The organism is Actinosynnema sp. (assembly GCF_052038725.1).
This window is the reverse complement of the sequence record NZ_JBQGCX010000746.1, coordinates 1-24,011: the sequence shown is the minus strand read 5'-3', so window position 1 is coordinate 24,011 and position 24,011 is coordinate 1. Positions and strand designations below refer to the sequence as shown.

The following is a 24,011-nucleotide window of genomic DNA, read 5'->3' as shown; positions in this document are numbered from 1 at the left end:
GCAGGTGGGCCCGGCCCGCCGCCGAGTCGGACAGCAGACCCAGCTCGTGGCAGCGGCGCAGCAGGCACGTCGCCGACACGCCCCACGCGCGCCGCAGCTCGGCCAGCCGCCGCGGGTCGGCCCGGCGCGGCAGCTCGGGGCGGATGGCGTCGGCGGGCGCGAGGAACTCGGCGGCGAACACGTCGGCCGCCCGCTCGCCCGCCGCGCCGCCGGGGGCGCGGTCGCCGTGCAGCACCAGGTGGCCCAGCTCGTGGGCGGCGCTGAAGCGGTGGCGGTGGACGTCGTCGGCGCGGTTCGGGGTGAGCACCACGACCGGGCGGTGCGGCGCGGCGGTGGAGAACGCGTCCACGGTCTCCAGGTCCGGGTCGCGGGGCGGGCACTGCACCAGCACGCCGCACTCCTCCATGCGCCGCACCAGGTCCCGGACCGGGCCCGCGCCCAGCCGCCACGCCGCGCGCAGCGCCCTGGCCGCGGCGACCGGGTCCCCCGGCAGGCGGGGCAGGTCGACGGCGGGCAGCGGGGCGCGGCGCTCCAGCGCGGACGCCAGCTCCCAGGTCTGCTCGGCGTGCGCCACGGCCTTCGCGCGCTGGTAGGAGCGGGTGGCGCGGAGGCTGCGGAAGTGCGCGGACGCCGGGTCCAGGCGGGGGTGCGGGCGGTCGGCGGTCAGGAACGGGGTGGGCACGTCGAGCGCGGCGGCCAGCGCGGCGAGCAGCGCGGGGCGCGGGCGGTGGGCGCCCTGCTCGTACTGGCCCACCGCCGTGGGCGTGACCCCGACCAGGTCGGCGAGCCCGCGCCTGGTCAGGCCCGCGAGGTGGCGGGCCTGGGTGAGGCGGGTCGGGACCAGCTCAGGCACCCGCCGGACCGGCGCCCCTGACCAGCCGCAGCACCGGCGGCTTGCCCTCGTCGGCGGCGGCGCCGCCCGTGCCGGGGAGCGCGCCTGGGTCGTCGTCCTGCGCGTAGTCGGCGGGCTCGACCGCGTCCACCGGGAGCTTCTCCGGCGACCACATGATCCGCCCGTTGTCCTCCAGCGCGATCGCCTCGCCCCACCAGGCCTCCAGCACCCGGTCGGCGTCCGCGTTGGCGACGAACCCGACGTAGACCACGGTCAGGTTCGCCTGGTGCGCGGCGATCGCGGCGTCCTGCAGCGACGGCTCGGCCTCCGGCTCGGGCAGGTCGAACAGCGTCGGCGACGCCTCGACGCCCAGCCCCCTGGACACCCGCAGCGGCACGTCGGCGCGGATCTTGGCCCGGTGGATCGACTTGGCCAGCGACGTCGAGTGCCGGAACGGGATGAGCACCCGGTCGTTGACGAGCGCGAGCTTGTAGGGGGCGCCGCGCGGGTGGAACGGCCGGTAGCCGGGCAGGTGGGCGAGGTCGAACTGCTGGACGACCAGGTTGTACCGGGAGTCCCACATGCTGCCGTACGCGCGCTTGTTGCGGATGCCCTCGGCGGTGGCCGCCGCCTGCACCCGCCAGGCCGCCTGCTGCGCCCGGTGCAGCCCGACCACCACGCTGGTGATCACGGCCTTCGCCTGGTCGCCGAACTGAGCGAGCGCCCACTCGGACGGCTCGAAGTCCTTCACCGCGGTCCTCCCGTCAACCGGTGGGACTTCACTTTCCCACACGGATCACCCACGTCCGGGGACGCTCCGGTCCGCGCGCGTCGCACGAACGGGCTAGTGCTCCCCCGGCCCCCGCGGGTTCCGGTACCCGCTCCGGGGGCCGCCGCACCGCGTCGTTCGCCACAGCGAGGCCGGGCTCGGGGCCGCCCACCGGACCTGCCGCACCGGACCAGTCGCACCGCCCGTCTCACCGGGCCAGCCGCGCCGCCCGCTCCCACAGCGCGCGGGCCTCCGGGTCGGGGAACCCCGCGGCGAGCGCCCCGGCCTCAGCCAGCGCCTCGGCCGGGTCGTCCACGACGGCGGCCAGGTTCACGAGCGCCACCGCGAGCTGCCACCGGTTCCCCAGCTCCCGCAGCACCACCACCGCGCCCCGGTGGAACCGCTCGGCGTCCTCGACCCGCCCGAGCCGCGCGTACGCCTCCCCCGTGGCGTCGAGCGCGACCGCCTCCCGCTCCCTGTCCCCGACCTTCCGGTGCATGGCCGCCGACCGCTGGTACTCCACCAGCGCCCGCTCCGGCCGCCCGGCCGCCACCTCCACCCGCCCGGACTCGATGAGCCAGAACGCCTCGGCGACCGGGTGGTCGTGGTCCCGCGCCACGGCCAGCGCCGCGCGGATGTCCCGCTGCGCGGCCTCCAGGTCGCCCAGCTCCCGGTGCGCGCGGCTGCGCCCGTGCAGGCTCTCCGCCTCCCAGATCCGGTCGCCGAGCGCGCGGAACACCTCGGCGGCCTCGGTGAGCAGGTCCCGACCTGCCTCGAAGTCGCCGAGGTCGCAGCGGACCTCGGCGGCGTTGGTCGTGGTCAGGCCGGTCCAGTGCGCGTCGTCCAGCTCGATCGCGGTGGCGCGGGCGTGCTCGAACGCGGCCAGCGCCTCGGACAGCCGGTGGTCGCGCAGCAGGGCCAGCCCGAGTGCGTTCGCGGACACCATCTGGCCCCGCCGGTCGCCCAGCTCGCGCCGGATGGCGAGCGACTCGCGGTGCCGCACGGCCCCCTCGACGGCCCACCCGCGCTGGACGTGGGCCTTGCCCAGGCTCTCCAGCACCTCGGCCTCACCGGCCCGGTCGCCGAGGCCGCGCACGGCCCGCAGGGCGATGTCGCCGGTCTCGATCCAGTCGTCGAACCGGTTGCTCCTGGCGTGGAACGGGCGGAGCACGGCGTGCAGCAGCCAGGCCAGGTCGGGCATCCCGCTCTGGTCCGCGTGCCGGACGGCGACGACCAGGTTGGCGTGCTCGACCTCCAGCCAGCGCAGCGCCTCGACCTGGTCGGCGAACTCGGGCGGCTCGGCGCCCAGCCCCTCCGGGGTCTGCGGCAGCGCGGCGCGGGAGGTGTGCGGGGAGATCAGGGCGCAGGCCGCCGCGGCGGCGCGCAGGTACCACAGCAGCAGGTCGCGCCGCGCGGCCCTGGCGCTCTCCGGGGTCTCGTCCACGCGGGCCTGGTCGGTGGCGTAGGCCCGGAGCAGGTCGTGGAACTGGAACCGGTCGGGCCCGATCTGCTCGACCAGGTGCGCGCCGACGAGGTCGTCCAGCAGCCTGCGGGTGGCGCGGACGTCGGCGCCCACCAGCGCCGCCGCGGCGCCCGCGCCGAACTCGGCGCCCGTGTGCAGGCCGAGGCGGCGGAACAGCCTGCCCGCGTCCGGGGTGAGCGCCCGGTAGGACCAGGCGAACACGGTGCGCACGCCGTCCTCGTCGGCGTCGGAGGTGAGGGCGTCCCACAGCGAGGACTCGTCGCGCAGCTCCTCGATGAGCGCGCAGCTCCTCGATGAGCCGGCGCAGCGGCAAGTGGGGGCGGCGCCCGGCGCGCTCCCCCGCGATGCGCAGCGCCAGCGGCAGCCGCGCGCACAGCCCGGCCAGCTCCACGAGCTGCGCCGGGTCGTCGGGCGGGCGGTAGTTGTCGGTGACGCCGTGCAGCAGCTCCACGGCCTGCGACTCGGTGAGCACGTCCAGCACGAGGCGGTGCGCGCCGTCGCGGGCCACCAGGCCGGAGAGCCTGCTGCGACTGGTGATCACGACCAGGCAGCCCGCCGTGCCCGGCAGCAGCGGGCGGACCTGCGCGACGTCGGAGGCGTTGTCGAGCAGCACGAGCACGCGGCGGCCCGCGAGCATCGAGCGGTAGGCGGCGGCCCTGCCCTCCAGGTCGGCGGGCACCGGCTCGCCGGGGTCGCGCAGGGACCGCAGGAAGTGGTCGAGCGCGTGCGCGGGCGTGACCGGCGGGCCGGGGTCGTAGCCGCGCAGGTTGACGTAGAGCTGGCCGTCCGGGAAGGCGGCGGACACCCGGTGCGCCCAGTGCACGGCGAGCGAGGTCTTGCCGACCCCGGCGGTGCCGGTGACCACGCACAGGCCGACGCCGGACACGTCCGAACCGAGGTGGTCGTTCAGGAAGCCGTTGAGGCGCTGGAGCTCCTCGTTGCGGTTCACGTAGCCGCGCACGTCAGCGGGGAGCTGGCGGGGCGGCGGCCAGGCGGCGCGGGGGCGCGCGCCGTGGAAGTGCACGCCCCCGTTGACCGCGCCCGCCTGCACGACGTCGTCGGCGGAGCCGCCGAACTCGTTGCGCGCGAAGTCGCCCGCTTCGCCGGTCACGGCGCCTCGGGGAGTTCCGGCGCGACGCGGCGGGCGTGGTAGTCGGCGACCGGCTCGGCGGCGTCGTGCAGCGACCGGTAGACCTGCCGCCAGTGGGCGACCTGGTGGTCGGTGGCGGCGGTGGCCCCGGTGGGGACGCCGTCCGGGGTGTAGTGGATGAAGTAGACGACCGCGTCGTCGAAGCCGACCAGGTCGGGCAGCGGTCCGCCCGCCTCCAGCCCCGCGAGGTCGGCGGCGTCGACCACCTTGATCTGCTCGCCGAGGGCGGCGCGCTGGACCTGCGAGGTCAGCTCCCACAGGACGTACGGGTCGAGCGGCTCCTCGACCACCCTGACCCGGCCCACGACCATGCCGTGGGCGGTGGCGGCCCGGTGCTGCTGCTCCAGCTGGGGCAGGCGCTCGGCGATCAGGGCGAGCGAGCGGGCGCGGTCACCGGCGAGGAAGGCGGCGCAACTGGCGTTGCCCTCCTCCTGGAAGACCTGGGTGCGCTCGATCTTCCACAGCTCGCCGACGCCCTCCACGCCGTGGTGGCGCTCGAAGCCGTCGACGTACTCGTCGAGCGTGAGCGGGACCCCGGTGCAGGCGCTCACGACAGCACCGCTTTGAACGTGCGCGCGACGGCCCCCGGCACGACGACCAGCCGCTCCCCGTCGCCGACGCCGACCCCCTCCGGCAGCCTGCCCTCGTAGGCCTCGGTGCAGTCGCGGCCGATGACGGCGAGGTCGCCGTTGTCGAGCTCCCACACGTCGGGGCAGCTCAGCGCGTTGTCGCACGGGGCGGTGTCACCGCCCAGCTCGGCGAGCGTCTTGACGACCCTGCGGCTGAAGGCCGCGGTGAGATCCGGATTCCATTCCAGTGCCATCGTTCCCCCGATTGGTCGCACGCGGTGATCCATCACCAAGCTATAGAACAATTTAAGGGGGCAACACCGCAGTTGAGCGGAATTCACCGCTACGACTCACAGGATTAGTTCAAGCAGGCCAGGAGGGGTGCACCGAGAGCAAATAAGGATGCAAGATTAATAGGGAATATTCACCCCAAAGAGAAAATTCCGAATAGCCCATACCAGCTCTTCACCGCTCCCGAACCCCCCGCCGCCACACCGCCCACGTGAGCGGCACCCCCGGTCGGTACGCCAGGTGGGTGGTCGACGGGGCGTTCAGCACGTGCACGTCCGCCCGCGCGCCCACCCCCAGGTGTCCCACGTCCGTCCGCCGCAGCGCCCGCGCGCCGCCCGCCGTCGCGGCGCGCACGGCCTCCTCCACGGTCAGCCGCATCTGGAGCACCGCCGTCGTCACCGCGAACGCCATCGACGTGGTGTACGACGAGCCGGGGTTGCAGTTGCTCGCCAGCGCCACCTCCGCACCCGCGTCCAGCAGCGCCCGCGCGGGTGGCAGGGGTTGGCGGGTGGACAGGTCGCACGCGGGCAGCAGGGTCGCGACGGTGTCCGAGCCCGCCAGCGCCGCCACGTCCGCGTCGGACAGGTGCGTGCAGTGGTCCACGCTCGCCGCGCCCAGCTCCACCGCCAGCCGCACCCCCGGCCCCCGCCCGAGCTGGTTGCCGTGCACCCGCAGGCCGAGCCCGCGCGACCGGGCGGCCTCCAGGACGCGCCGGGACCCGGCCTCGTCGAACGCGCCCTCCTCGCAGAACACGTCCGCCCACCGCACGTGCGGCGCGACCGCGTCCAGCATCTCCCCGGCCACCAGCTCCAGGTACTCGCCCGCGTCGGCCCCCGGCGGCACCAGGTGCGCGCCGAGGAACGTCACCTCGTCCACCCACCGCGCCGCCAGCCGGGCGGCCCGCAGCTCCTCCTCGACGGTCAGCCCGTACCCGGTCTTGGTCTCCAGGCACGTCGTGCCCTGGGCGACCGCCTCGGCCACGTGCCGCCGCAGCCCCTCCTCCAGCTCGGCGTCCGACGCGGCCCGCGTGGCGGCGACCGTGGTCGCGATGCCCCCGGCCGCGTAGGGCCGCCCGGCCATCCTGGACTCGAACTCCTCGGTCCGGTCCCCGGCGAACACCAGGTGCGTGTGGCTGTCCACCCACCCCGGCAGCACCGCCCGGCCGCCGACGTCCACCCGCTCGTCCGCGTCCGGCGCCCCGGCCGCCGGACCGACCCACGCCACCCGGTCCCCGTCGAGCACCAGCGCCGCGTCCCGCAGCCGCCCCAGCCCTGGGTCGTTCGTGGTCAGCTCGCCGACCCCGGTGACCAGCGTGCTCACCGCCGTCCCGCTCACCGCCGCAGCACCTCCCGGTACAACCCGCCCACGTCGCCCAGCTCCTCGTGCGCGCCGTCGCGCGCCACGACCCGCCCGCCGACCACGACCGCCGCCACGTCCGCCGCCGTCGCCGCCAGCACCAGCTGCCCCGGCTCCGCCCCGGCCGTGCGCGGCGAGTCCGCCCGCAGCGCCACCAGGTCCGCGGGCGCGCCCACCTCGATCCGCCCCGCCTCCGGCCTGCCCAGCGCGTGGTGCCCGGTCAGCGCGGCCACCAGCTCGGCGGGCGAGAACCGCCCACGCCGCCCCGACCGCAGCCGCTCGCCGTGCTCCAGGCCGCGCGCCTCCAGCAGCGGGTCCACCACCGCGTTCTGGTCGCTGCCCAGCGACAGCCGCACCCCGGCGTCGGCCAGCTCCCGCGCGGGCCCGATGCCGTCGGCCAGGTCGGCCTCGGTGGTCGGGCACAGGCACACCCCGGCGCCGCTGCCGCCGAGCAGCGCGATGTCCTCGGCGGTCAGGTGGGTGGCGTGCACGGCGGTGGTGCGCTCGCCCAGCGCGCCCGCCTCGGCGAGCAGCGCGGTCGGGGTGAGGCCGTACGCCTCGAGGCACTCCCGGTTCTCGTCGGGCTGCTCCGACAGGTGCACGTGCAGCGGCCGGTCCGGGAACGCGCCCGCGACGGCGGCCAGCTCCTCGCGCGGCACCGCCCGCACCGAGTGGATCGCCGTCCCGACGACCGTGTTGTCGTCGGGCAGCAGCTCGCCGGAGCGCCGCGCCCACGCCGCCGCGCTGCCGTCGCTGAACCGCTCCTGCGCCCCGGCGACCGGCTTCCCGATGCCCCCGGCCAGGTAGGCGGTGTCGAGCAGGGTCAACCGGATGCCCGCCGCCCGCGCCGCCGCCCGCAGCGCCTCGGCCATCTCGTTGCCGCCCGCGTGCAGGTAGTGGAACTCGGCGACGGCGGTGTACCCGGCGACCACCATCTCGGCGTACACGGCCGTGGCGAGCCGCTGGTACGAGCGCGGCGTCAGCTCGGCCGCCAGCTGGTACATCCGCTCGCGCCAGGTCCAGAACGTGCCGCCGCCGTCGTGCGTGCGCCCGCGCAGCCCCCGGTGGAAGGCGTGCGAGTGGGCGTTGGCGAACCCCGGCAGCACCACCCCGTGCAACCGCTGGGACCCCAGCGGGATGGTGTCGACCTCGCGGACCTCGCGGATGACCCCGTCGGACACCCGCAGCAGCACCCGCGCCGCGACCCCGCCGGGCAGGACGGCCCGCTCGCACCAGAAGCTCTTCACCGCGACCTCACCAACCACCGCACATCGGCCTCCCGCCGCTCACCCGGTTCGGCTCTCGCCTGGCGCGCGCCCCCGCGGAGCCCACCCACCCCCAGCATGGCCGCGACGAGGCGACCAGCCAAGATCCACAGCCGGGGAACCCCGGTCCGCGCCCCTCCGGCGGACCGAGGCGCCCACGACCTCACCCGGCGAGGTGCTCCAGCGCCGCCGCCAGCGCCACCACCCCGGCCGCGCAGTCCGCGTCCTCCGCGAACTCCTCCGGCGCGTGGCTCACCCCGGTCGGGTTGCGCACGAACAGCATCGCCGTGGGCACGTGCCCGGCCAGGACGCCCGCGTCGTGCCCGGCGCCGGTCGGCAGCGCGGGGACCCCGCCGAGCACCGCGGACAGCTCGTCGCGCAGCCCGGCGTCGAAGTGCACGGTGTCCCCGTAGGACTCCTCGGTGACCCGCACCTCGCAGCCCTCGTCCGCCGCCGCCCGCTCGGCCGCCGCCACGACCTCCGCCACGACGGCCCGCGTGGTCGCGTCGTCCGAGGCCCGCGCGTCCAGCCACAGGTCCACCGAGGACGCGATCACGTTGGCGCCACCGGGGTTCGGCACGATCCGCCCCACCGTCGCCCGCGCTCCCCCGCGGGCCGCCGCGCGGGCGGCCAGCACGGTCGCCGACGCGGGCAGCACCGGGTCGCGCCGGTCCTGCACCGGGGTCGCCCCGGCGTGGTTGCCCTCGCCGGTGAAGGTGAACCGCCACCGGCCGTGCGCCAGGATCGAGCTCGCGACCCCGACCGGCGCGGTCAGCCCGCGCCCCTGCTCGACGTGCAGCTCCACGAACGCCCCGATGGACGCGAGCGCCGCGTCGTCCCGACCCATCGCCGAGGGGTCGAACCCGGCGGCGCGGGCGGCGTCGCCGAAGCTGACCCCGTCCGCGTCGACGAGCGCGGCGGCCCGCTCGGGCGTGATCGCGCCGGTCATCAGCCGGGTCCCCAGGCAGGCGACGCCGAACCGCCCGCCCTCCTCCTCCACGAACACCGCCACCGCCAGCGGTCGCGCCGGCCGGAACCCGCGCGCCCGCAGCAGGTCCACGGCCTGGAGCGCGGACACCACGCCGAGCGGCCCGTCGAACGCCCCGCCGCCGGGCACCGAGTCCAGGTGGCTGCCGGTGACCACCGCGCCGGGACCCGGCCGCCCCCACCACGCCCACAGGTTCCCGTTGCGGTCCGCGCGCACGTCCAGCCCGCGCGCGGTCGCCTCGGCGGTGAACCACTCGCGCAGCTCCAGCTCGACCCGGTCGAACCCGTGCCGCGAGTACCCGCCGCGCCGTGCGTCCCGGCCTACGTCGGCCAGGTCGGCCAGCGAGGTCACTCGCCACCCCCGGCCATCGGCACCCGCACCCCGCGCTCGTCCGCGACCTCGCGCGCCCGGTCGTACCCGGCGTCCGCGTGCCGCAGCACGCCCATGCCGGGGTCGTTGGTGAGCACCCGCTCGATCTTCGCGGCGGCCAGCTCGGTGCCGTCCGCGACGGTGACCGGCCCGGCGTGGATCGACCGCCCGACGCCGACCCCGCCGCCGTGGTGGATCGACACCCAGGTGGCCCCGGAGGCGGTGTTGACCAGCGCGTTCAGCAGCGGCCAGTCGGCGATCGCGTCGGAGCCGTCGGCCATCGCCTCGGTCTCCCGGTACGGCGAGGCCACCGACCCGCAGTCGAGGTGGTCGCGGCCGATGACGATCGGCGCGGACAGCTCGCCGGACGCCACCATCTCGTTGAACCTCAGCCCCGCGCGGTGCCGCTCGCCGTAGCCGAGCCAGCAGATCCGGGCGGGCAGCCCCTGGAACTCCACCCGCTCACCGGCGAGCTTGATCCACCGGGCGAGCTGCTCGTTCTCCGGGAACAGCTCCAGGATCGCGGCGTCGGTCTTGGCGATGTCGGCCGGGTCGCCGGACAGCGCGGCCCAGCGGAACGGGCCCTTGCCCTCGCAGAACAGCGGCCGGATGTAGGCGGGCACGAAGCCGGGGAAGTCGAACGCCCGCTCGCAGCCGCCGAGCTTGGCCTCGCCCCGGATCGAGTTGCCGTAGTCGAACACCTCGGCGCCCGCCGCCTGGAACCCGAGCATGGCCTCCACGTGCGCGGCCATCGACGCGCGCGCCCGCTCGGTGAACTCCTCCGGCTTCGCGGCGGCGTACTCGTGCCACTCGTCGACGCCGACCCCGACCGGCAGGTACATCAGCGGGTCGTGCGCGGAGGTCTGGTCGGTGACCACGTCCACCGCCACGCCCCGGCGCAGCAGCTCCGGAAGCACCTCGGCGGCGTTGCCGACCACCCCCACGGACAGGGCGCGCCCCTCGGCCTTCGCGGCGAGCGCGCGGGCGACGGCGTCGTCCAGGTCGTCGGCGACCTCGTCCAGGTAGCGGGTCTCCACGCGCCTGCGCGCCCGCGCCGGGTCGACCTCCACGCACAGCGCGACGCCCTCGTTCATGGTGACCGCCAGCGGCTGCGCGCCGCCCATGCCGCCGAGCCCGGCGGTGACGGTGAGCGTGCCGCGCAGGGTGCCGCCGAACCGCTTGGCGGCGACGGCGGCGAACGTCTCGTAGGTGCCCTGCAGGATGCCCTGGGTGCCGATGTAGATCCACGACCCGGCGGTCATCTGCCCGTACATGGTCAGCCCGGCCGCCTCCAGGCGGCGGAACTCGGGCCAGTCCGCCCAGTCCGGCACCAGGTTGGAGTTGGCGATGAGCACGCGCGGCGCCCACTCGTGGGTGCGCAGCACGCCCACCGGGCGGCCGGACTGCACCAGCAGCGTCTCGTCGTCGGCCAGCTGCTCCAGCTCGCGGCTGATGGCGTGGAAGCTCGGCCAGTCGCGGGCGGCCTTGCCGGTGCCGCCGTAGACCACCAGGTCCTCGGGGCGCTCGGCCACGTCCGGGTCGAGGTTGTTGTGGAACATGCGTAGCGCGGCCTCGGTGGGCCAGCTGCGCGCGGTCAGGTCGGTCCCTCTGGCTGCGGTCACCACGACTGGGGCGCTCCGTTCCTGATGATGGCTTCGGCTGCGGCGATCTCGGGCGCGAGGTGCCGGTCCGGTCCGGGGCCGGGCACGACCTCGCGCAGCCTCGCGACGGCGGCGGCCGTGGCGGGGGCGGGCTTGAGCGGGGCGCGCAGGTCCAGTGCCCGCGCGGCGGTCAGGTACTCGATGGCGAGCACGGTCCGCAGGCCGTCGACGGCCTTGCGCAGCTTGCGCGCGGCCGACCAGCCCATGGACACGTGGTCCTCCTGCATGGCGGAGCTGGGGATCGAGTCCACCGAGGCGGGCACGGCCAGCCGCTTGAGCTCGGACACGATCGCGGCCTGCGTGTACTGGGCGATCATGTGCCCGGAGTCGACGCCGGGGTCGTCGGCCAGGAACGGCGGCAGGCCGTGCGAGCGGTTCACGTCGAGCATCCGGTCGGTGCGGCGCTCGGCGATGGAGGCGACGTCGGCGACCGGGATGGCCAGGAAGTCCAGCACGTAGGCGATCGGCGCGCCGTGGAAGTTGCCGTTGGACTCGACGCGGCCGTCGGCGAGCACGACCGGGTTGTCCACGGCGGAGGCCAGCTCGCGGTCGGCGACGGTCTCGGCGTGCGCGACGGTGTCGCGGGCCGCGCCGTGCACCTGCGGGGAGCAGCGCAGCGAGTAGGCGTCCTGGACCCGGTTGCAGTCCGGGCCCCGGTGGCTGGCGACGATCTCGGAGCCGGACAGGATCTCGGCCATCCGCTGGGCGCTGCGGCCCTGGCCGGGGTGCGGGCGCAGGGCGTGCAGGTCGGCGGCGAACACCCGGTCGGTGCCCAGGAGGGCCTCCACGCTCATCGCGGCCGTGAGGTCGGCGACGTCGAGCAGGTGGCGCAGGTCGTGGATGGCCAGCACCAGCATCCCGAGCATCCCGTCGGTGCCGTTGATCAGCGCCAGGCCCTCCTTCTCGGCCAGGCGCAGCGGCGCGATGCCCGCGGCGGCGAGCGCGTCGGCGGCCGGGACGAGGTCGTTCCCGGCGTCGCGCACCATGCCCTCGCCGGTGAGGGCGAGCGCGGCGGCGGAGAGCGGGGCGAGGTCGCCGGAGCAGCCGAGCGAGCCGAACTCGTGCACCACCGGGGTGATGCCCGCGTTGAGCATCGCCGCCATGGTCTCCACGGTCTCCGGCCGCACGCCGGTGTGCCCGGAGGCGAGCGTGCGCAGGCGCAGCAGCACGAGCGCCCTGACCACCTCGCGCTCCACCTCGGGGCCCGCGCCCGCCGCGTGCGAGCGCACCAGGGCCTGCTGGAGCGCGGCCCGCCGGTCCGGCGGGATGTGCCGGACGGCGAGCGCGCCGAACCCGGTGGACACCCCGTAGGTGGGCCGCTCGGCCGAGGCCAGCCGCTCGATGTGGGCGCGCGCGGCGGCGACGGCCTCGCGCGCCTCACCGGTGAGCCGCACGGCGGCAGAGCCGCGGGCGACGGCGGCGACCTCGTCGCGGGTGAGGGCCTTCGGCCCGAGTTCGACGTGCTGCATGGGCACATCACAACCCGCGGCGGCCCCCGGCACGAGCGGAGATCGGGCGGAGGTGTCTGGGATGCCAGACACCCGCCGTCCGGCTCTGCGGCGGTGCGGACGGCCGAAGGCGGGTGCGGCTCGGTGGTGGACGCCTCGAAGCTCGTTGTCACGGACCTCCGGTGCGCGGCGACCCCGTTTTGCCGAGAATGGGCCCATGGGTGGGAGCAGCGACGTCCCGGCGTTGCGCCGGGGACTGGCGGTGCTGCGCCTGCTGGCGAGCAGGCCGGGCCCGCTGTCGGCGGCGGCGGTGGCGCGCGAGCTGGACCTGCCGAGGTCCACGACCTACCACCTGCTGGCGGAGCTGGCCGACGCCGGGTTCGCCACGCACTTCCCGGAGGAGCGCCGCTACGGGCTCGGCGTGGCCGCGTTCGAGCTGGGTTCGGCGTACCTGCGGCACGACCCCCTCGAACGCCTGGCGCGCCCGCTGCTGCGCAGGCTGGTGGACCAGGTGTCGCTGCCCGCGCACCTGGGCGTGCTGCACGGCGCGGAGGCCCTGTACCTGGTGCGGGAGCAGCCGAGGCAGCCGCAGACGATCGTGTCGGACGTCGGGGTGCGGCTGCCCGCGCACCTGACCGCGTCGGGCAGGGCGATGCTGGCCCGGCTGCCGGACGCGCAGGTGCGGGCGCTGTTCCCGAGCGCGCGGGCGTTCGTGGACCGCACCGGCCGGGGGCCGCGCAACTTGCCCGCGCTGCGCAGGCTGCTCGCCGAGGAGCGGCGGCGCGGGTGGGCGGTGGAGGACGGGTTCGTGACGGCGGGCTTCGCGTCGGTGGCGGCCCCGGTGTACGACCACGGGGAGCGGCCGATCGCGGCGATCACGGTGACGTTCCGGCACCTGTGCGAGGAGCCGTGCGGCCAGTCCTGGCCGGAGCTGGCGGCCGAGGCGATGCAGGCGGCGGACTCGCTCACCGAGCGGATCGGCGGGAGCCGGGCGTGAGGGCGCAGGGCGTGAGGGCGCAGGGCGCAGAAGAGCGGCGCCCCCGCAGTGGGAACGCCGCTCTTCGGACCTGCGAATCCCCTCGCGGGGCGCGAATCCCGTTACAGGGACAGGGTCTTCAGGAACTCCGCCGCCACGTTGGCCACGGTCTCCTTGTCCACGTCGACCTTCTTGACCAGCTCGGCCACGTTCTCCGTCGTCAACCCGGCGGAGACCTTGTCCAGCACGGCCTTGCCCTTGTCGTCCACGGCGCCGGTCCGCAGCAGCGGCAGGATGTTCTGCGCCGGGTACATGCTCTTCGGGTCCTCCAGCTGCACGAACCCGTTCACCGCGATGTCGGCCTGCGTGGTGTACAGGTTCGCGACCTGCGACCCGCCGTCCTTGAGCGTGTCCACGGTGACCGGGCCGCCCGCGTCGGTGGTCTTGATCTCCTTGAAGGTGACCCCGTACAGCTCCTTGACCTTGGCCTCCCAGCGCTGGGCCCACTCGCCCGCGGCGCCGAGCACGTACTTGCCCTCGCCGAGGTCGGCGATGGACTTCACGCCCGAGTCGGCGGTCTCCTTGGTGACCACCAGGACGTCCTTGTCCTCGGCCGCCGACTTCTCCAGCACCTCCAGGCCCTCGGGGAGCTTGGACTTGAGCGCCGAGTAGACCTCCTCGGCCTCGGAGGCGGTGCTGGCCTTGTCGAAGTGCACCAGCAGGTTGCCGGTGTACTCGGGCACCACCGCGAGCGACTTGTCCTGCAGCGCCTGCACGACCAGCTCGCGCGCGCCGATGCCGGAGCGCACCGACACCTTCGCGCCGGTGGTCTTGAGCGCGCCCGCGTAGATCTCGGCCAGGATCTTGTTCTCGGTGAAGTCGGCCGAGCCGACCACGATCTCGCCGGAGGCGGCCTGGTCGCCGCTCCCGCTGAGGTCCTCCGCCGAGCCGCAACCGGCGGTCGCCAGCGCGAGCACCGCCGCCACCGCCGTCAACGTGCGCTTCATGCCTTGCTTCCCCTCACTTCGCGCTGCGCGGCGGCGGTCGCCGACAGCTTCCCCTTGCGACGCCGCGTGCCGAGGGTGAGGCCCTTGGGCACGACGAGCCCGCCCACCCCCGCCAGCAGCAGGTCGAGCGCGACCGCCAGCAGGGCGATGAGCACCGCGCCGCCGACGAACTGCCCGTAGTCCAGCACCCGCAAACCGTCCAGCAGCGGACGGCCGAGCGTCTCGATCCCCACGTACGCGGCCACCGACGCGGTCGCCACGACCTGCAGGGTGGCGTTGCGCACCCCGCCGAGCAGCAGCGGCAGCGCGTTCGGCAGCTCCACCCGCCACAGCACCTGCGAGCCGGTCATCCCCATGCCGCGCGCGGCGTCCACGACGCCCCGGTCCACGTCCTGCACCCCGGCGTACGCGCCCGCCAGCAGCGGCGGGATCGCCAGCACGACGAGCGCGACCACGACCCCGACCTGCCCGCCGCCGAGCAGCAGGTACAGCAGGGTGACCAGGCCGAGCGTGGGCAGCGCCCGCAGCGCGTTGCCGCCCGCGACCAGCAGCGTCCCGCCGCGCCCGGTGTGCCCGATCCACAGGCCCAGCGGCACCGCGATCGCGCTCGCGCCGAGCACGGCGGCCAGGCAGTACAGCAGGTGCACGCCGACCCGCGTCGGGATCGAGGTGGACCCGGACCAGTTCCCCGGCGAGAGCAACCACTCCAGCGCGTCAGCGAAGATCACTTCGCCACCTCCGCCCACGGCGTCAGGACCTTGCGCAGCGCGACCAGCAGCAGGTCCACGACCAGCGCCAGCACGAGGGTGAGCACGACCCCGACGATGATCGGCGCGAGGTAGCGCTGCCGGAACCCGTCGGTGAACAGCACGCCGAGCCCGCCGGTGCCGATCAGCGCGCCGACGCTGACCAGGCTGATGTTGCTGACCGACCCGACCCGCACGCCCGCCGCGAGCACCGGCACCGCCAGCGGCAGCTCCACCGCGAAGAACCGGCGCACCGGCCGGAAGCCCATGGCGGTGGCGGCGGCGGTGACGTGGCCGGGCACCGCGTCGAGCGCGTCGGCGACCGGGCGCACCAGCAGCGCCGTCGTGTACAGGGTGAGGGCGGCCACGACGTTGACGCTGTCCAGGACCTTCGTGCCGATGAGGGCCGGGATGATCGCGAACAGGGCCAGCGACGGGATCGTGTAGAGCACGTTCGACAGGGCGATCACGGTGGCGCGCGCCGCCCGGAACCGGTGGCACAGCAGGCCGAGCGCGATCGCCAGGACCACGGCGACCAGCAGCGGGAACAGCGACAGGTAGACGTGCTCGCCGAGCATGTCCAGCACGGCCGACCGGGTGCCCGCGTCGGAGAGGTAGCTCAGGACGTCATCCACGGGCGGCCCCCGGTCGCTCCCGCCGCGCCTCGATGGCGTCCAGGACCTCGCGGGCGGTGACGACCCCGGCGTAGCGGCCGTCGGAGTCCACGGTCACGCCCAGCCCGGCCGGGGAGGACAGGGCGGCGTCGAGCGCGCCGCGCAGCGGGGCGCCCAGCTCGTGCAGGCTCCCGCCCGGCACGGCTGCGCCACCGTCACCCGGCGGGTACCAGCCCTGCGGCCTGCGGTCGGCGTCGAGCACCAGCCGCCAGGCGTCGCCGCCGCCGGGCGCGTCGTCCGGTCCGACCGTGCCGACCTGCCCGAGCGCGAGGCCGCCGGAGTCCGCGAAGGACAGCCCCCGGTAGCCCCGGTCGCGGCCGACGAACCCGGCGACGAAGTCGTCGGCGGGCCGGGACAGCAGCTCGGCGGGCGGCGCGTACTGGGCGAGCACGCCGCCCTCGCGGAACACCGCGACCTTGTCGCCGAGCCGCACCGCCTCGTCGATGTCGTGCGTGACGAACACGATCGTCTTGCCCAGCTCGCCCTGCAGCCGCAGCAGCTCGTCCTGGAGGCCCTCGCGCACCACCGGGTCGACGGCGCTGAACGGCTCGTCCATCAGCAGCACGGGCGGGTCGGCGGCGAGCGCGCGGGCCACGCCGACGCGCTGCTGCTGGCCGCCGGACAGCTGCGCCGGGTAGCGCCCGCCCAGCTCCTGCGGCAGCCCGACGAGCTCCAGCAGCTCGGCCGCGCGGGTGCGCGCCTTGCGCTTGCCCCAGCCGGACAGCAGCGGCCCGGTCGCGACGTTGTCGAGGACCGTGCGGTGCGGGAACAGGCCCGCCTGCTGGATGACGTAGCCGATGCCGCGCCGCAGCTCCGGCGGGTCGACCTCGCGCACGTCCCGGCCGCCCACCAGGACGGTGCCGGACGTGGCCTCCACCATGCGGTTGACCATGCGCAGCGAGGTGGTCTTGCCGCAGCCGGACGGGCCGACGAACACGGTCACCGCGCCGGGCTCGGCCACCAGGTCCAGGCCGTCGACCGCGGTCGTCCCGTCGTCGAACCGCTTGGTCGCTCCCCTGAACTCGATCACCCCGGGTTCCCTCCCCCTGGGTTGCGGCTGTCGGACGACCCTAGCCCGTCGGGGTGACAGCGGCAGGACATCCCGGATAACGGGAAGTCCCTCGCGGGGGTGGGACGCCGACGGTGGCGAGCCGGGTCCCCGGCACCGTTTAGGCTGCTCTGCTTGTGGCAGCAGATGAGCCGAGCGACCGCGTCCGCGACCTCCTGGCGAGCCGGGGGGCGCACGCGCGCCCGCTGCGCCGGGTGCTGACCCTGCTGTGCCGGGACTGGCACAGCCTCGCGGAGCTGGTCCGGCTGCCCGCCGTGCCGCGCCGCACCGTGCAGGAGCTGCTGACCGCGGCGCAGGACGACCTGGAGAGCAGGGGCGACCGGCACCGGATCGTCCCCGCGCGGGCCGCCGCGTACGCCCGGTACGCGGCCGAGGAGCTCCCGGACGCGGCGGACGCGCTGGTGGCGGAGAACCCGGACCTGCTGGCGGTGGTCCGCGCGGACGTCGCGTCCGTGCCGCCGCCGGTGGCCGCGCTGGACCACGTGCAGGCCACGCCGGAGACGGCGCTGAAGCGGGCGCTGTGGCTGACCACGACCTACGACCTGTCCGGCCGGACCCTGCTGTGCCTGGGCGACCACGACCTGACGTCGCTGGCGGTGTGCGCGGTGGACCCGAGCGTGCGGGTGGTCGTGGTGGACGTGGACGACCGGCTGCTGGCGCACGTGGACCGGATCGCGGCCGAGCGCGGCTGGGACGTCACGACGCTGCACGCGGACTTCCGCTTCGGGTTGCCGCCGTCGGTGCTGGAGAGCGCGGACCTGGTGTTCAGCGACCCGCCCTACACGCCGGAGGGCATGGGCCTGTTCGCGGCGCGCGGCGTGGAGTGCCTGGGGCGGGACGGGAGGCTGCTGCTGGCGCACGGCTCCAGCGACCGCACCCCGGCGCTCGGGTTGAAGGTGCAGCAGGAGCTGCTGCGGCTGGGGCTGCTGTTCGAGGCGGTGCTGCCCGCGTTCCACCGGTTCGACGGGGCGCAGGCGATCGGCAGCGCGGCGGACCTGTACGTGTGCAGGCCGACGTCGAGGCGGTCGGTGTCGGTGACCAAGCCGGGGATCTACACGCACGGCCCGCAGTCGCTGGAGTCCGAGGGCCCGAGCGGCAAGGCGCTGGAGGCGCTGGTGGACCTGGCCCCGCGCCCGGAGTCGAGCCCGCCGCCGAAGCCGAGGCAGCCGGGCTGGGCGGAGCCGGTGGGCAAGGGGGCGGCGTCGCTGGCCGTGGACCTGAGCGCCGATCCGGGCCCGTGGCTGCTGCGGACGCTGCTGGCGTGCTCGCCGGGGCGGATGGCGGCGCTGGTGCCGAACAACCACCCGGACGTCGCGTCGGAGAAGGGGCAGAAGGCGCTCGCGGAGCTGGTGGGGACGAGGTTCTCGCTGCGCTACCTGCGTTCCACGCCGGACGGGAAGACGTGCGTCGTGGTGGCGGACCAGGTGCTGGCGGGCGGGTTGGACGAGGGCGGGCTGGCGGTGCGGGAGGTGCTGTCGCGGGCGCACGGCAAGCTGGGGAACGTGTGGCGGGAGGCGCTGGTGACGGCGACCAGGGGCGGGTTGACGAAGCGGGCGGCGCGGGAGCGGATCGTCGAGGCGGTGGGTGAGTCGGCGGACCTGGAGGAGCGCCTGATCGACCTGCCGAGGCACCGGATCGCCGCGCTGCTGCCGCTGATCGCCGCGTCCGCGACCTGATCCGGTCCGCGGGGTGGCGCCGGGTTCAGTCGAACTCCCGCGCCACCCGCTCCCGAGCCCGCGCCACGACCCCGACCTCCCGCACCGCGAGCGCCCGGACCTCCTCGGGCAACTTCCCCCACTTCCTTACCCGAGGGGCCCGGAGCCCGTTCTCCACGTGCTCGGTCACCCCAGATCCCCGCACCGCACCGAGGAGAAGTCCGCCGGATTCCGCTCCCGCTCCCCGACCCGGCGCGCTGCCCGCGCCACAGGGCGCCCTTGACCAGGAACCCGGCCGCGCACCCGAGAACGAGCAGCACGCCGACTACCAGCAACACCCTCTTGACGACCACGTCCACCGGTTGACCCTCCCCTGGGGACGGTGGGGACGGTGGCGGGTCAGAGGAACTTGTCGGTCAGGGGCCCGCCCGGCTCCTGCTGCCGAGGGGCCCGGCTCCGCGGTTTCGGCGCGAAGCGCGCCGCAGGCAGGAACGCCAGCGCGAACACCAGGAACCCGCCCAGGGCGAACGGCCCGCCGGAGACGTCCCGCTCCCACGGAACGACCGCCCGAGGGGGCAGCAGCCCGGTGCGGTCGACCCTGAGGGAGAAGGGCTTGTAGACCGCGACGTAGTTCCAGCTTCCGTCGTTGTCGGACTCGAACTCCCGCTCACCGCACCGGACGTGGTAGACGGAGCGGTCCCGGAGCCCCGCGTCCGGATCGACCACCACGCACCCGTCCAGCCGCTCGCCCAGTACCGAGTACCACCACGGCTGCACGTACTGCTCGGACGCGAACACGCCCATCCCGGTGAGCGCGATCGCCGTGAACGCCGCCGTCCACTGCCCGTGGCGCAGGCACAGCACGAGGGAGTACACGGCGAACCCCAGGACGCCCAGAGCTCGGCGCTCGGTCGACTCGGAGCCGACCAGGATCACCCCCACCAGGACGGACAAGAGCCCGAGCACGAGGAGCACCGCCCTGACCCTCTTCTCGGCGAGGACCTTCTTCCACCTCGTGCGGCGGGACGGGACGACCATCAGAGGAAGTCACCGTTCAACGGACCAGCGGGACGCCGCTTGGGCTTGGGCTTCGGCCGGTCAACGGGCTCGGGCAAGCGCGCCGCCACCAGCACGCTCCCCATCGAGAGCAGGTAGTACGCACCCAGCGCGTAAGGCCCGTAGGGAGCGTTCTCCTCGTTCGGCACAGGCGCCACCGCGGGGAGCAACCCGGTGCTGTCCACCAGCAACGACACCGTGTCGCCGACCTCGACGGACTTCACGCTCTTGCTGGTGCTCTCCAACACCCGGTCACCGCACTGGAAGCGGTAGTCGTAGTACGCCGAACTGCTCCTGCCCCCGCTCCGGTACTCGCTGCCCACCAACACGCACCCGTCCACCCGCTCACCGTGGAGCGAGTACCACCACGGGGGCACGAAAAAGGTCAGCATCAACAAGTAGAGCATGAAGAGCAGGAACCCCGCGAGGAACGCGATCAGGCGCTGCGTGACGGCGAAAAGAAGCAGGCAGTTCACGAACAGGCCGAGAAAACCGAGAGGGTGCCAGTTGGATTCGTAGAAGACAGCGATCGGTCCGATCAACGCGCCCAGCAGCGCGAGAGCGACGAGCACCGGATTTTTGATCTTCTTCACCCTGGACCCGCTATCCGGAACAACCATCAGAGGAAATCCCCTTCACCAGACCACTCGACACCGGCAGCGCGTGCCCGCCCAGCTCATTCGTCCAGGTATCCCGTCCTGCGCTTGAACTGCTTGACGTCGTCGGTGGCCCCTTTTTCCTCCAGTTCGTCCTGCTTCGCGATCTCCCGGAAGTTGTCCGCAGCGAACTTGAGCTGGAAAGCCCCGTCGTTGAAGCTCGGCACCGAGTGCGGCGACACGCTCCCGTCCGCACGGGTGATCGGCTTGAACGGGCTGTAAGCCTCCGCGGCGGGAGCGGCCTTGTCGAAGAAGGACACGTGGTGCTGGTCGGCGAACCTCTGCGCGACGTTGCCCGCGTCCTTGTACCGGTCCGCGAACTCCCCAGCCCCCTGCCGCGCCTTCGCTGCCGCGTCGCTCAACGACGGCGCGGTGGTCCCCCGGTCGACCAGGCGCTTGCCGACGTCGTCCAAGCCCTTGCCCAGGCCGTCCAGACCGGGGAAGCGCGGGACGCTCGGCGTCGGCGCGCTCCCACCCGCCCTCTTCCCGAACCGCGCCAACCCCTTCAGCGCACGCCCCAGCGCACCGGTGAGCTGCTTGATGCGTCCCAGTATCCGCGTGACGACGCTCACCAGCTTGCTCAACTTCTGCGTGATCTTGCCCAGCACAACCGCACCGCGCCCAACCGCCCACGCGGTGAACGCGGCGATGGAACTGCCGAAGCTGACCACGGAGGAGGCCAGCGCGATGGCCGCGTTCCGGACCACCTCCCACACGAACATGGCGATCAAGTCCCGGATCGTTCCCCTGATCGTCGCCGTGATCGTGCCCGCCGTGGCGATGTCCCCGGCGACCCGTGTGCACGATTCGCTGAGCACCACCGTTTCCTTCACCAGCTGCCGCTGGCTGGCGCGGAACCCCTCAGCGGCCTGCTGCTGCCAACCCGAAACCTGGGTCTCGATGGCGTCGTGCTGCGCTTCGGCGATCTTCCCCAGCGCCGTGGCGGTCTCGTTCCACGTCTGCACGGCGGCCTTGATCCGGTCGCCATCGCCCGCCAGGTAGTCCAGCGGCTCGCGCAGGAAGGACACGTGCTCGATCAACCACCCGATGCCCGCCGTACCGAGCGCGCCCAGCGGGTCGAGCGCGGCCCCCAGCAGGTCGAGGCCCACCGCGCCCAGGTTCATGGCGATCTCGGCGACGTCACCCTCACCAGCACGCTTGCCAGAGTCGATCAACTGGAACACGGACTCGACCGGCCCCGCACCCGCGAAGTTGTCCGGATTGGTCCAGCCACCCTCGTCGCTGAACCCGGTCCACTCCACCATCAGCCCTCACCCCCGAACCCCGCCGCGTTCCCGTCCTCCACGGCCGCGTACTCCGCCGCGGTGGCCCTGGTGTCCCCCGCCGCCTCCCCGTACGCCGCCGCCAACCGCTCGATCCCCTCGACGACCTCCGCCGCCGCGCTCTCCGCGCCGTTCGCGAAGAACGACAGCAGCACCCCGAACGTCTCCCCGCCCAGGTTCACCCCACCGGCCTTGCCCGCCGCGGCGGCCACCTCGCCGCCGCGACCGTCCTGCGCCTCGGCGAACGCCTCCAGCTGCCCGGTGACGACCTCGTACCCGCCGCCGCTCACCGGAGCACCGGCCCGAAGCCGTCGTCCTCGTCCGGCTCGCCCCGGTCCACCGGGCGCCGCGCGGGCGGGGCCGGAGGTGCGGGCGGGGGCGAGTAGCCCGGCCGCGCCGGTCCGGCGCCCCAGGACTCGTCCCGCAGCACGCTGCCCTCCTCGCGAGCCCGAGCCGCAGGCTCCTCGACCTCCTCCACCGGGATGAACCCGGTCAGGAACTCCATCGCCTGCGTCCCGCCGAAGTCCGGTTCCAGCACCGCCGCGACCTGCCGCGCCGCCTGCGCCTGGGCCTGCCGCAGCACCCCCATCACGACCTGCCCGAGCTGCACGTGCGACAGCTCGCCCGCCTTCGGCGAGAACTCGATCGCCTGCACCGCCCCGTTCGGCGCCACGGTCACCGTGACCGCCCCGTCCTTGGCGCGCACGGTCGCCGACGCCTGCCGGATCTGCTCCTGCGCCTGCGCCGACCGCGCGGCCAGGTCGCGAGCCCTGGCCTCCAGGTCCGCTATCACCCGTTCGGGTTCCACAGTTCCCCTCCCCTGACCAGCACGAACGCTGGCCCCCGGAGCGGGATTATGGCGCTTGCCCCACGAACGAGTGGCCGAAATCCGACAAAAGACCTCGGCTCTGCGCAGCACGTCACACCGGAGCGGGAGCCCGGCTCACCCGGCCTTGGGGATGTGCAGCGGCCCCAGCGCGAGCACCGCCCGGAACTCCTTCGGCGGCACCGGCCGGGAGAACAGCCACCCCTGGTAGGCGTCCACCCCGACGCCGCGCAGCACGTGGAACTGGGTGGCCGTCTCGACGCCCTCCGCGACGCACTTGCGCCCCATCGCCCGCGCCATGTCCACCACGGCCCGCGCCACCGCGAAGTCCGACGAGTCGCTGCCCACCCCGGCCACGAACCGCCGGTCGACCTTGATGATCTGCGCGGGCAGGTCCTTGAGCCGCGCCAGCGACGAGTACCCGGTGCCGAAGTCGTCCACGGCGAACTGCACGCCGCGCTCGACCAGCTCCGCCATGGACTGCCGCACCCGCGAGGGCAGGTCGACCAGCGCCGTCTCCACCAGCTCCAGCACCACCCGGTCCCACGGGATGCCGGACTCGGCGATGGTCGCCGACACGATGTCCACGAACTCCGGGTCGCCCGGCACCAGCCCGGCCAGGTTCACCGCCACCGCCACGGGCTTGCCGTCCGGCGCGGGCCAGGTCGCGGCCTCCTTGAGCGCGGTCCGCAGCACCCACCGGTCCAGCTCGCGCAGTAGGTCGCCCTGCTCAGCGACGGGCAGGAAGATGTCCGGCGACAGCAGCCCCCGGTCCGGGTGCGGCCACCGGACCAGCGCCTCGGCGGTCTGCACCGACCCGTCCACGCCGACCACCGGCGGGTAGTGCCGCGCCAGCCCGTCGTGGGCGAGCGCGTCCCGCAGCTGCCCCTCCAGGTGCACCTGCCGGTCGGCCGACGCGATCAGCGCCGCCGACGCCAGCGACACCCGCCCGGCGCCGGACCGCTTGGCCTCGAACATGGCCGCGTCCGCGAACCGCAGCAGGTCCGCGCCGGTGGCGCGCGAGCCGTTGGGCACCGCCGCGCCGATCGACGCCGACACCCGGACCAGCTGCCCGTGCACCGGGACGGCCGTGCGCAGCAGCCCGGCGACGCGGGTCGCCAGCGCGTCCACGCCGCCCACCGCGTCGATGTTCTCGCAGATGATCACGTACTCGTCGCCGGACAGCCGGGCCGCCGTGCACCCGTCGGGCAGCCCGCCCTCCAGCCGCCGCGCCAGCGCGACGAGCAGCTCGTCGCCTGCGTCGTGGCCCAGGGAGTCGTTGACCCGCTTGAAGTTGTCGATGTCGCAGAACAGCACCGCGACCTTCGCCCGGTCGCCGCCCTCCAGCAGCTCGCCCAGCAGCTCCTTGACCAGCGCCCGGTTCGGCAGCCCGGTCAGGTCGTCGTGGGTGGCCTGGTGGCGCAGCGCCTCGGCGGTGCGGCGGCGCTCGGTGATGTCCTGGAACACGATGAGCCAGAACCGCCTGCCGTCGTCCTGCACGGACAGCGCGATGTGCAGCTCGCAGTAGACCCGCTCGCCGTCCGGCCTGACCAGTATCCGCTGCGGGATCTTGTGCGCCCGCTCCGCGCCGAACTCGGTCATCCGGCTGACCGACTGCAGCCGGTCGTCGTTGTCGGTCGGGTCGGTCAGCTGCTCGGCGGTCATGCCGCGCAGCTGCTCCAGGTCCATGCCGAGCAGGTCGCACAGCGCGTCGTTGGCCTCGACCAGCCGCTCGCCCTCGTCGAACAGCCCGATGCCGACCGGGGTCAGCGACACCAGGTCGGCGAAGCGCTGGCTGGAGCGCTGCATCCGGGTCTCGGCGACGCGCTGCTCGGTGATGTCCTGCGCGGTGCCCACGGCGAGCGTGCGCCCGTCCGGCCCG

The 24,011-nt window shown here is 74.6% G+C and carries 24 protein-coding genes; 3 read left to right on the top strand and 21 right to left on the bottom strand.

Features of this window, described 5'->3' with window-relative positions; all coding sequences use genetic code 11:
* From ACTUAL_RS15560 to ACTUAL_RS15550, 3 genes are all read right to left on the bottom strand, one after another.
* A partial coding sequence (locus ACTUAL_RS15560) for an ImmA/IrrE family metallo-endopeptidase (RefSeq protein WP_440900761.1) occupies positions 1–853 on the bottom strand: 853 nt, incomplete at its 3' end.
* The gene (locus ACTUAL_RS15555) at positions 846–1,583 is read right to left on the bottom strand and encodes a hypothetical protein (protein ID WP_096496872.1); all 738 of its coding nucleotides are present in this window, start codon (positions 1,581–1,583) and stop codon (positions 846–848) included. The genes ACTUAL_RS15560 and ACTUAL_RS15555, both read right to left, overlap by 8 nt.
* A 226-nt stretch (positions 1,584–1,809) precedes the next feature.
* Entirely contained in the window at positions 1,810–3,294 is a 1,485-nt protein-coding gene (locus tag ACTUAL_RS15550; RefSeq protein WP_440900760.1) for a tetratricopeptide repeat protein, read from the bottom strand.
* A 64-nt stretch (positions 3,295–3,358) separates the two neighbouring features.
* Here ACTUAL_RS15550 and ACTUAL_RS15545 point away from each other — a divergent pair, with 64 nt between their 5' ends.
* Complete coding sequence (locus tag ACTUAL_RS15545) at positions 3,359–4,237, top strand: hypothetical protein (RefSeq protein WP_440900759.1); 879 nt, start codon at positions 3,359–3,361, stop codon at positions 4,235–4,237.
* Here ACTUAL_RS15545 and ACTUAL_RS15540 read toward each other — a convergent pair.
* From ACTUAL_RS15540 to hutH, 7 genes are all read right to left on the bottom strand, one after another.
* Entirely contained in the window at positions 4,192–4,785 is a 594-nt protein-coding gene (locus ACTUAL_RS15540) for a DUF6879 family protein (RefSeq protein WP_096496874.1), read from the bottom strand. The genes ACTUAL_RS15545 and ACTUAL_RS15540 overlap by 46 nt on opposite strands.
* The gene (locus ACTUAL_RS15535; RefSeq protein ID WP_096496875.1) at positions 4,782–5,057 is read right to left on the bottom strand and encodes a hypothetical protein; all 276 of its coding nucleotides are present in this window, start codon (positions 5,055–5,057) and stop codon (positions 4,782–4,784) included. Before ACTUAL_RS15535 ends, ACTUAL_RS15540 begins: the two co-directional genes overlap by 4 nt.
* A gap of 211 nt (positions 5,058–5,268) precedes the next feature.
* The gene (hutI, locus tag ACTUAL_RS15530) at positions 5,269–6,414 is read right to left on the bottom strand and encodes an imidazolonepropionase (protein ID WP_440900762.1); all 1,146 of its coding nucleotides are present in this window, start codon (positions 6,412–6,414) and stop codon (positions 5,269–5,271) included.
* 11 nt (positions 6,415–6,425) lie between these two features.
* Positions 6,426–7,697: a formimidoylglutamate deiminase gene (locus ACTUAL_RS15525; protein WP_096498090.1), complete on the bottom strand. Its 1,272-nt coding sequence runs from the start codon at positions 7,695–7,697 to the stop codon at positions 6,426–6,428.
* A gap of 181 nt (positions 7,698–7,878) precedes the next feature.
* Positions 7,879–9,054: an allantoate amidohydrolase gene (locus ACTUAL_RS15520; protein ID WP_440900758.1), complete on the bottom strand. Its 1,176-nt coding sequence runs from the start codon at positions 9,052–9,054 to the stop codon at positions 7,879–7,881.
* Positions 9,051–10,697 (bottom strand): urocanate hydratase, encoded by a 1,647-nt coding sequence (gene hutU, locus ACTUAL_RS15515; protein WP_440900757.1) that lies wholly within the window; start codon positions 10,695–10,697, stop codon positions 9,051–9,053. The genes ACTUAL_RS15520 and hutU overlap by 4 nt, the downstream gene beginning before the upstream one ends.
* On the bottom strand, positions 10,691–12,202 hold the full coding sequence (gene hutH / locus ACTUAL_RS15510; RefSeq protein WP_096496878.1) for a histidine ammonia-lyase: 1,512 nt from the start codon (positions 12,200–12,202) through the stop codon (positions 10,691–10,693). Before hutH ends, hutU begins: the two co-directional genes overlap by 7 nt.
* Positions 12,203–12,398: 196 nt before the next feature.
* Here hutH and ACTUAL_RS15505 point away from each other — a divergent pair, with 196 nt between their 5' ends.
* Positions 12,399–13,178, top strand: coding sequence for an IclR family transcriptional regulator (locus ACTUAL_RS15505; RefSeq protein ID WP_096496879.1), 780 nt, complete (start codon positions 12,399–12,401; stop codon positions 13,176–13,178).
* Positions 13,179–13,279: 101 nt separating this feature from the next.
* On the opposite strand, the gene ACTUAL_RS15500 is transcribed toward ACTUAL_RS15505, so the two are convergent.
* Genes ACTUAL_RS15500 through ACTUAL_RS15485 form a run of 4 tightly spaced genes read right to left on the bottom strand, consistent with a single transcriptional unit; the run spans position 13,280 to position 16,614 of the window.
* Positions 13,280–14,164, bottom strand: a complete 885-nt coding sequence (locus tag ACTUAL_RS15500; RefSeq protein WP_440900756.1) for an ABC transporter substrate-binding protein — start codon at positions 14,162–14,164, stop codon at positions 13,280–13,282.
* Entirely contained in the window at positions 14,161–14,892 is a 732-nt protein-coding gene (locus ACTUAL_RS15495; RefSeq protein ID WP_096496881.1) for an ABC transporter permease, read from the bottom strand. Before ACTUAL_RS15495 ends, ACTUAL_RS15500 begins: the two co-directional genes overlap by 4 nt.
* On the bottom strand, positions 14,889–15,488 hold the full coding sequence (locus ACTUAL_RS15490) for an ABC transporter permease (RefSeq protein ID WP_218181319.1): 600 nt from the start codon (positions 15,486–15,488) through the stop codon (positions 14,889–14,891). The genes ACTUAL_RS15495 and ACTUAL_RS15490 overlap by 4 nt, the downstream gene beginning before the upstream one ends.
* Before the next feature lie 49 nt (positions 15,489–15,537).
* A complete protein-coding gene (locus ACTUAL_RS15485; RefSeq protein WP_440900755.1) occupies positions 15,538–16,614 on the bottom strand; it encodes an ABC transporter ATP-binding protein in 1,077 nt (358 codons plus the stop codon).
* Between the two features lie 155 nt (positions 16,615–16,769).
* On the opposite strand from ACTUAL_RS15485, the gene ACTUAL_RS15480 reads away from it, so the two are divergent.
* Complete coding sequence (locus tag ACTUAL_RS15480) at positions 16,770–18,329, top strand: bis-aminopropyl spermidine synthase family protein (RefSeq protein WP_440900754.1); 1,560 nt, start codon at positions 16,770–16,772, stop codon at positions 18,327–18,329.
* Between the two features lie 25 nt (positions 18,330–18,354).
* Here ACTUAL_RS15480 and ACTUAL_RS15475 read toward each other — a convergent pair whose 3' ends face one another.
* The 7 genes from ACTUAL_RS15475 to ACTUAL_RS15445 all read right to left on the bottom strand — a co-directional run.
* Positions 18,355–18,498, bottom strand: coding sequence for a hypothetical protein (locus ACTUAL_RS15475; protein WP_440900753.1), 144 nt, complete (start codon positions 18,496–18,498; stop codon positions 18,355–18,357).
* 209 nt (positions 18,499–18,707) lie between these two features.
* The gene (locus ACTUAL_RS15470; RefSeq protein ID WP_440900752.1) at positions 18,708–19,346 is read right to left on the bottom strand and encodes a hypothetical protein; all 639 of its coding nucleotides are present in this window, start codon (positions 19,344–19,346) and stop codon (positions 18,708–18,710) included.
* Positions 19,346–19,957: a hypothetical protein gene (locus ACTUAL_RS15465; RefSeq protein ID WP_440900751.1), complete on the bottom strand. Its 612-nt coding sequence runs from the start codon at positions 19,955–19,957 to the stop codon at positions 19,346–19,348. The genes ACTUAL_RS15470 and ACTUAL_RS15465 overlap by 1 nt, the downstream gene beginning before the upstream one ends.
* Before the next feature lie 83 nt (positions 19,958–20,040).
* A complete protein-coding gene (locus tag ACTUAL_RS15460; RefSeq protein WP_440900750.1) occupies positions 20,041–21,285 on the bottom strand; it encodes a hypothetical protein in 1,245 nt (414 codons plus the stop codon).
* On the bottom strand, positions 21,285–21,593 hold the full coding sequence (locus ACTUAL_RS15455; protein WP_440900749.1) for a type VII secretion target: 309 nt from the start codon (positions 21,591–21,593) through the stop codon (positions 21,285–21,287). The genes ACTUAL_RS15460 and ACTUAL_RS15455 overlap by 1 nt, the downstream gene beginning before the upstream one ends.
* Entirely contained in the window at positions 21,590–22,111 is a 522-nt protein-coding gene (locus ACTUAL_RS15450) for a YbaB/EbfC family nucleoid-associated protein (RefSeq protein ID WP_157767915.1), read from the bottom strand. Before ACTUAL_RS15450 ends, ACTUAL_RS15455 begins: the two co-directional genes overlap by 4 nt.
* A 135-nt stretch (positions 22,112–22,246) precedes the next feature.
* A partial coding sequence (locus tag ACTUAL_RS15445) for a putative bifunctional diguanylate cyclase/phosphodiesterase (RefSeq protein ID WP_440900748.1) occupies positions 22,247–24,011 on the bottom strand: 1,765 nt, incomplete at its 5' end.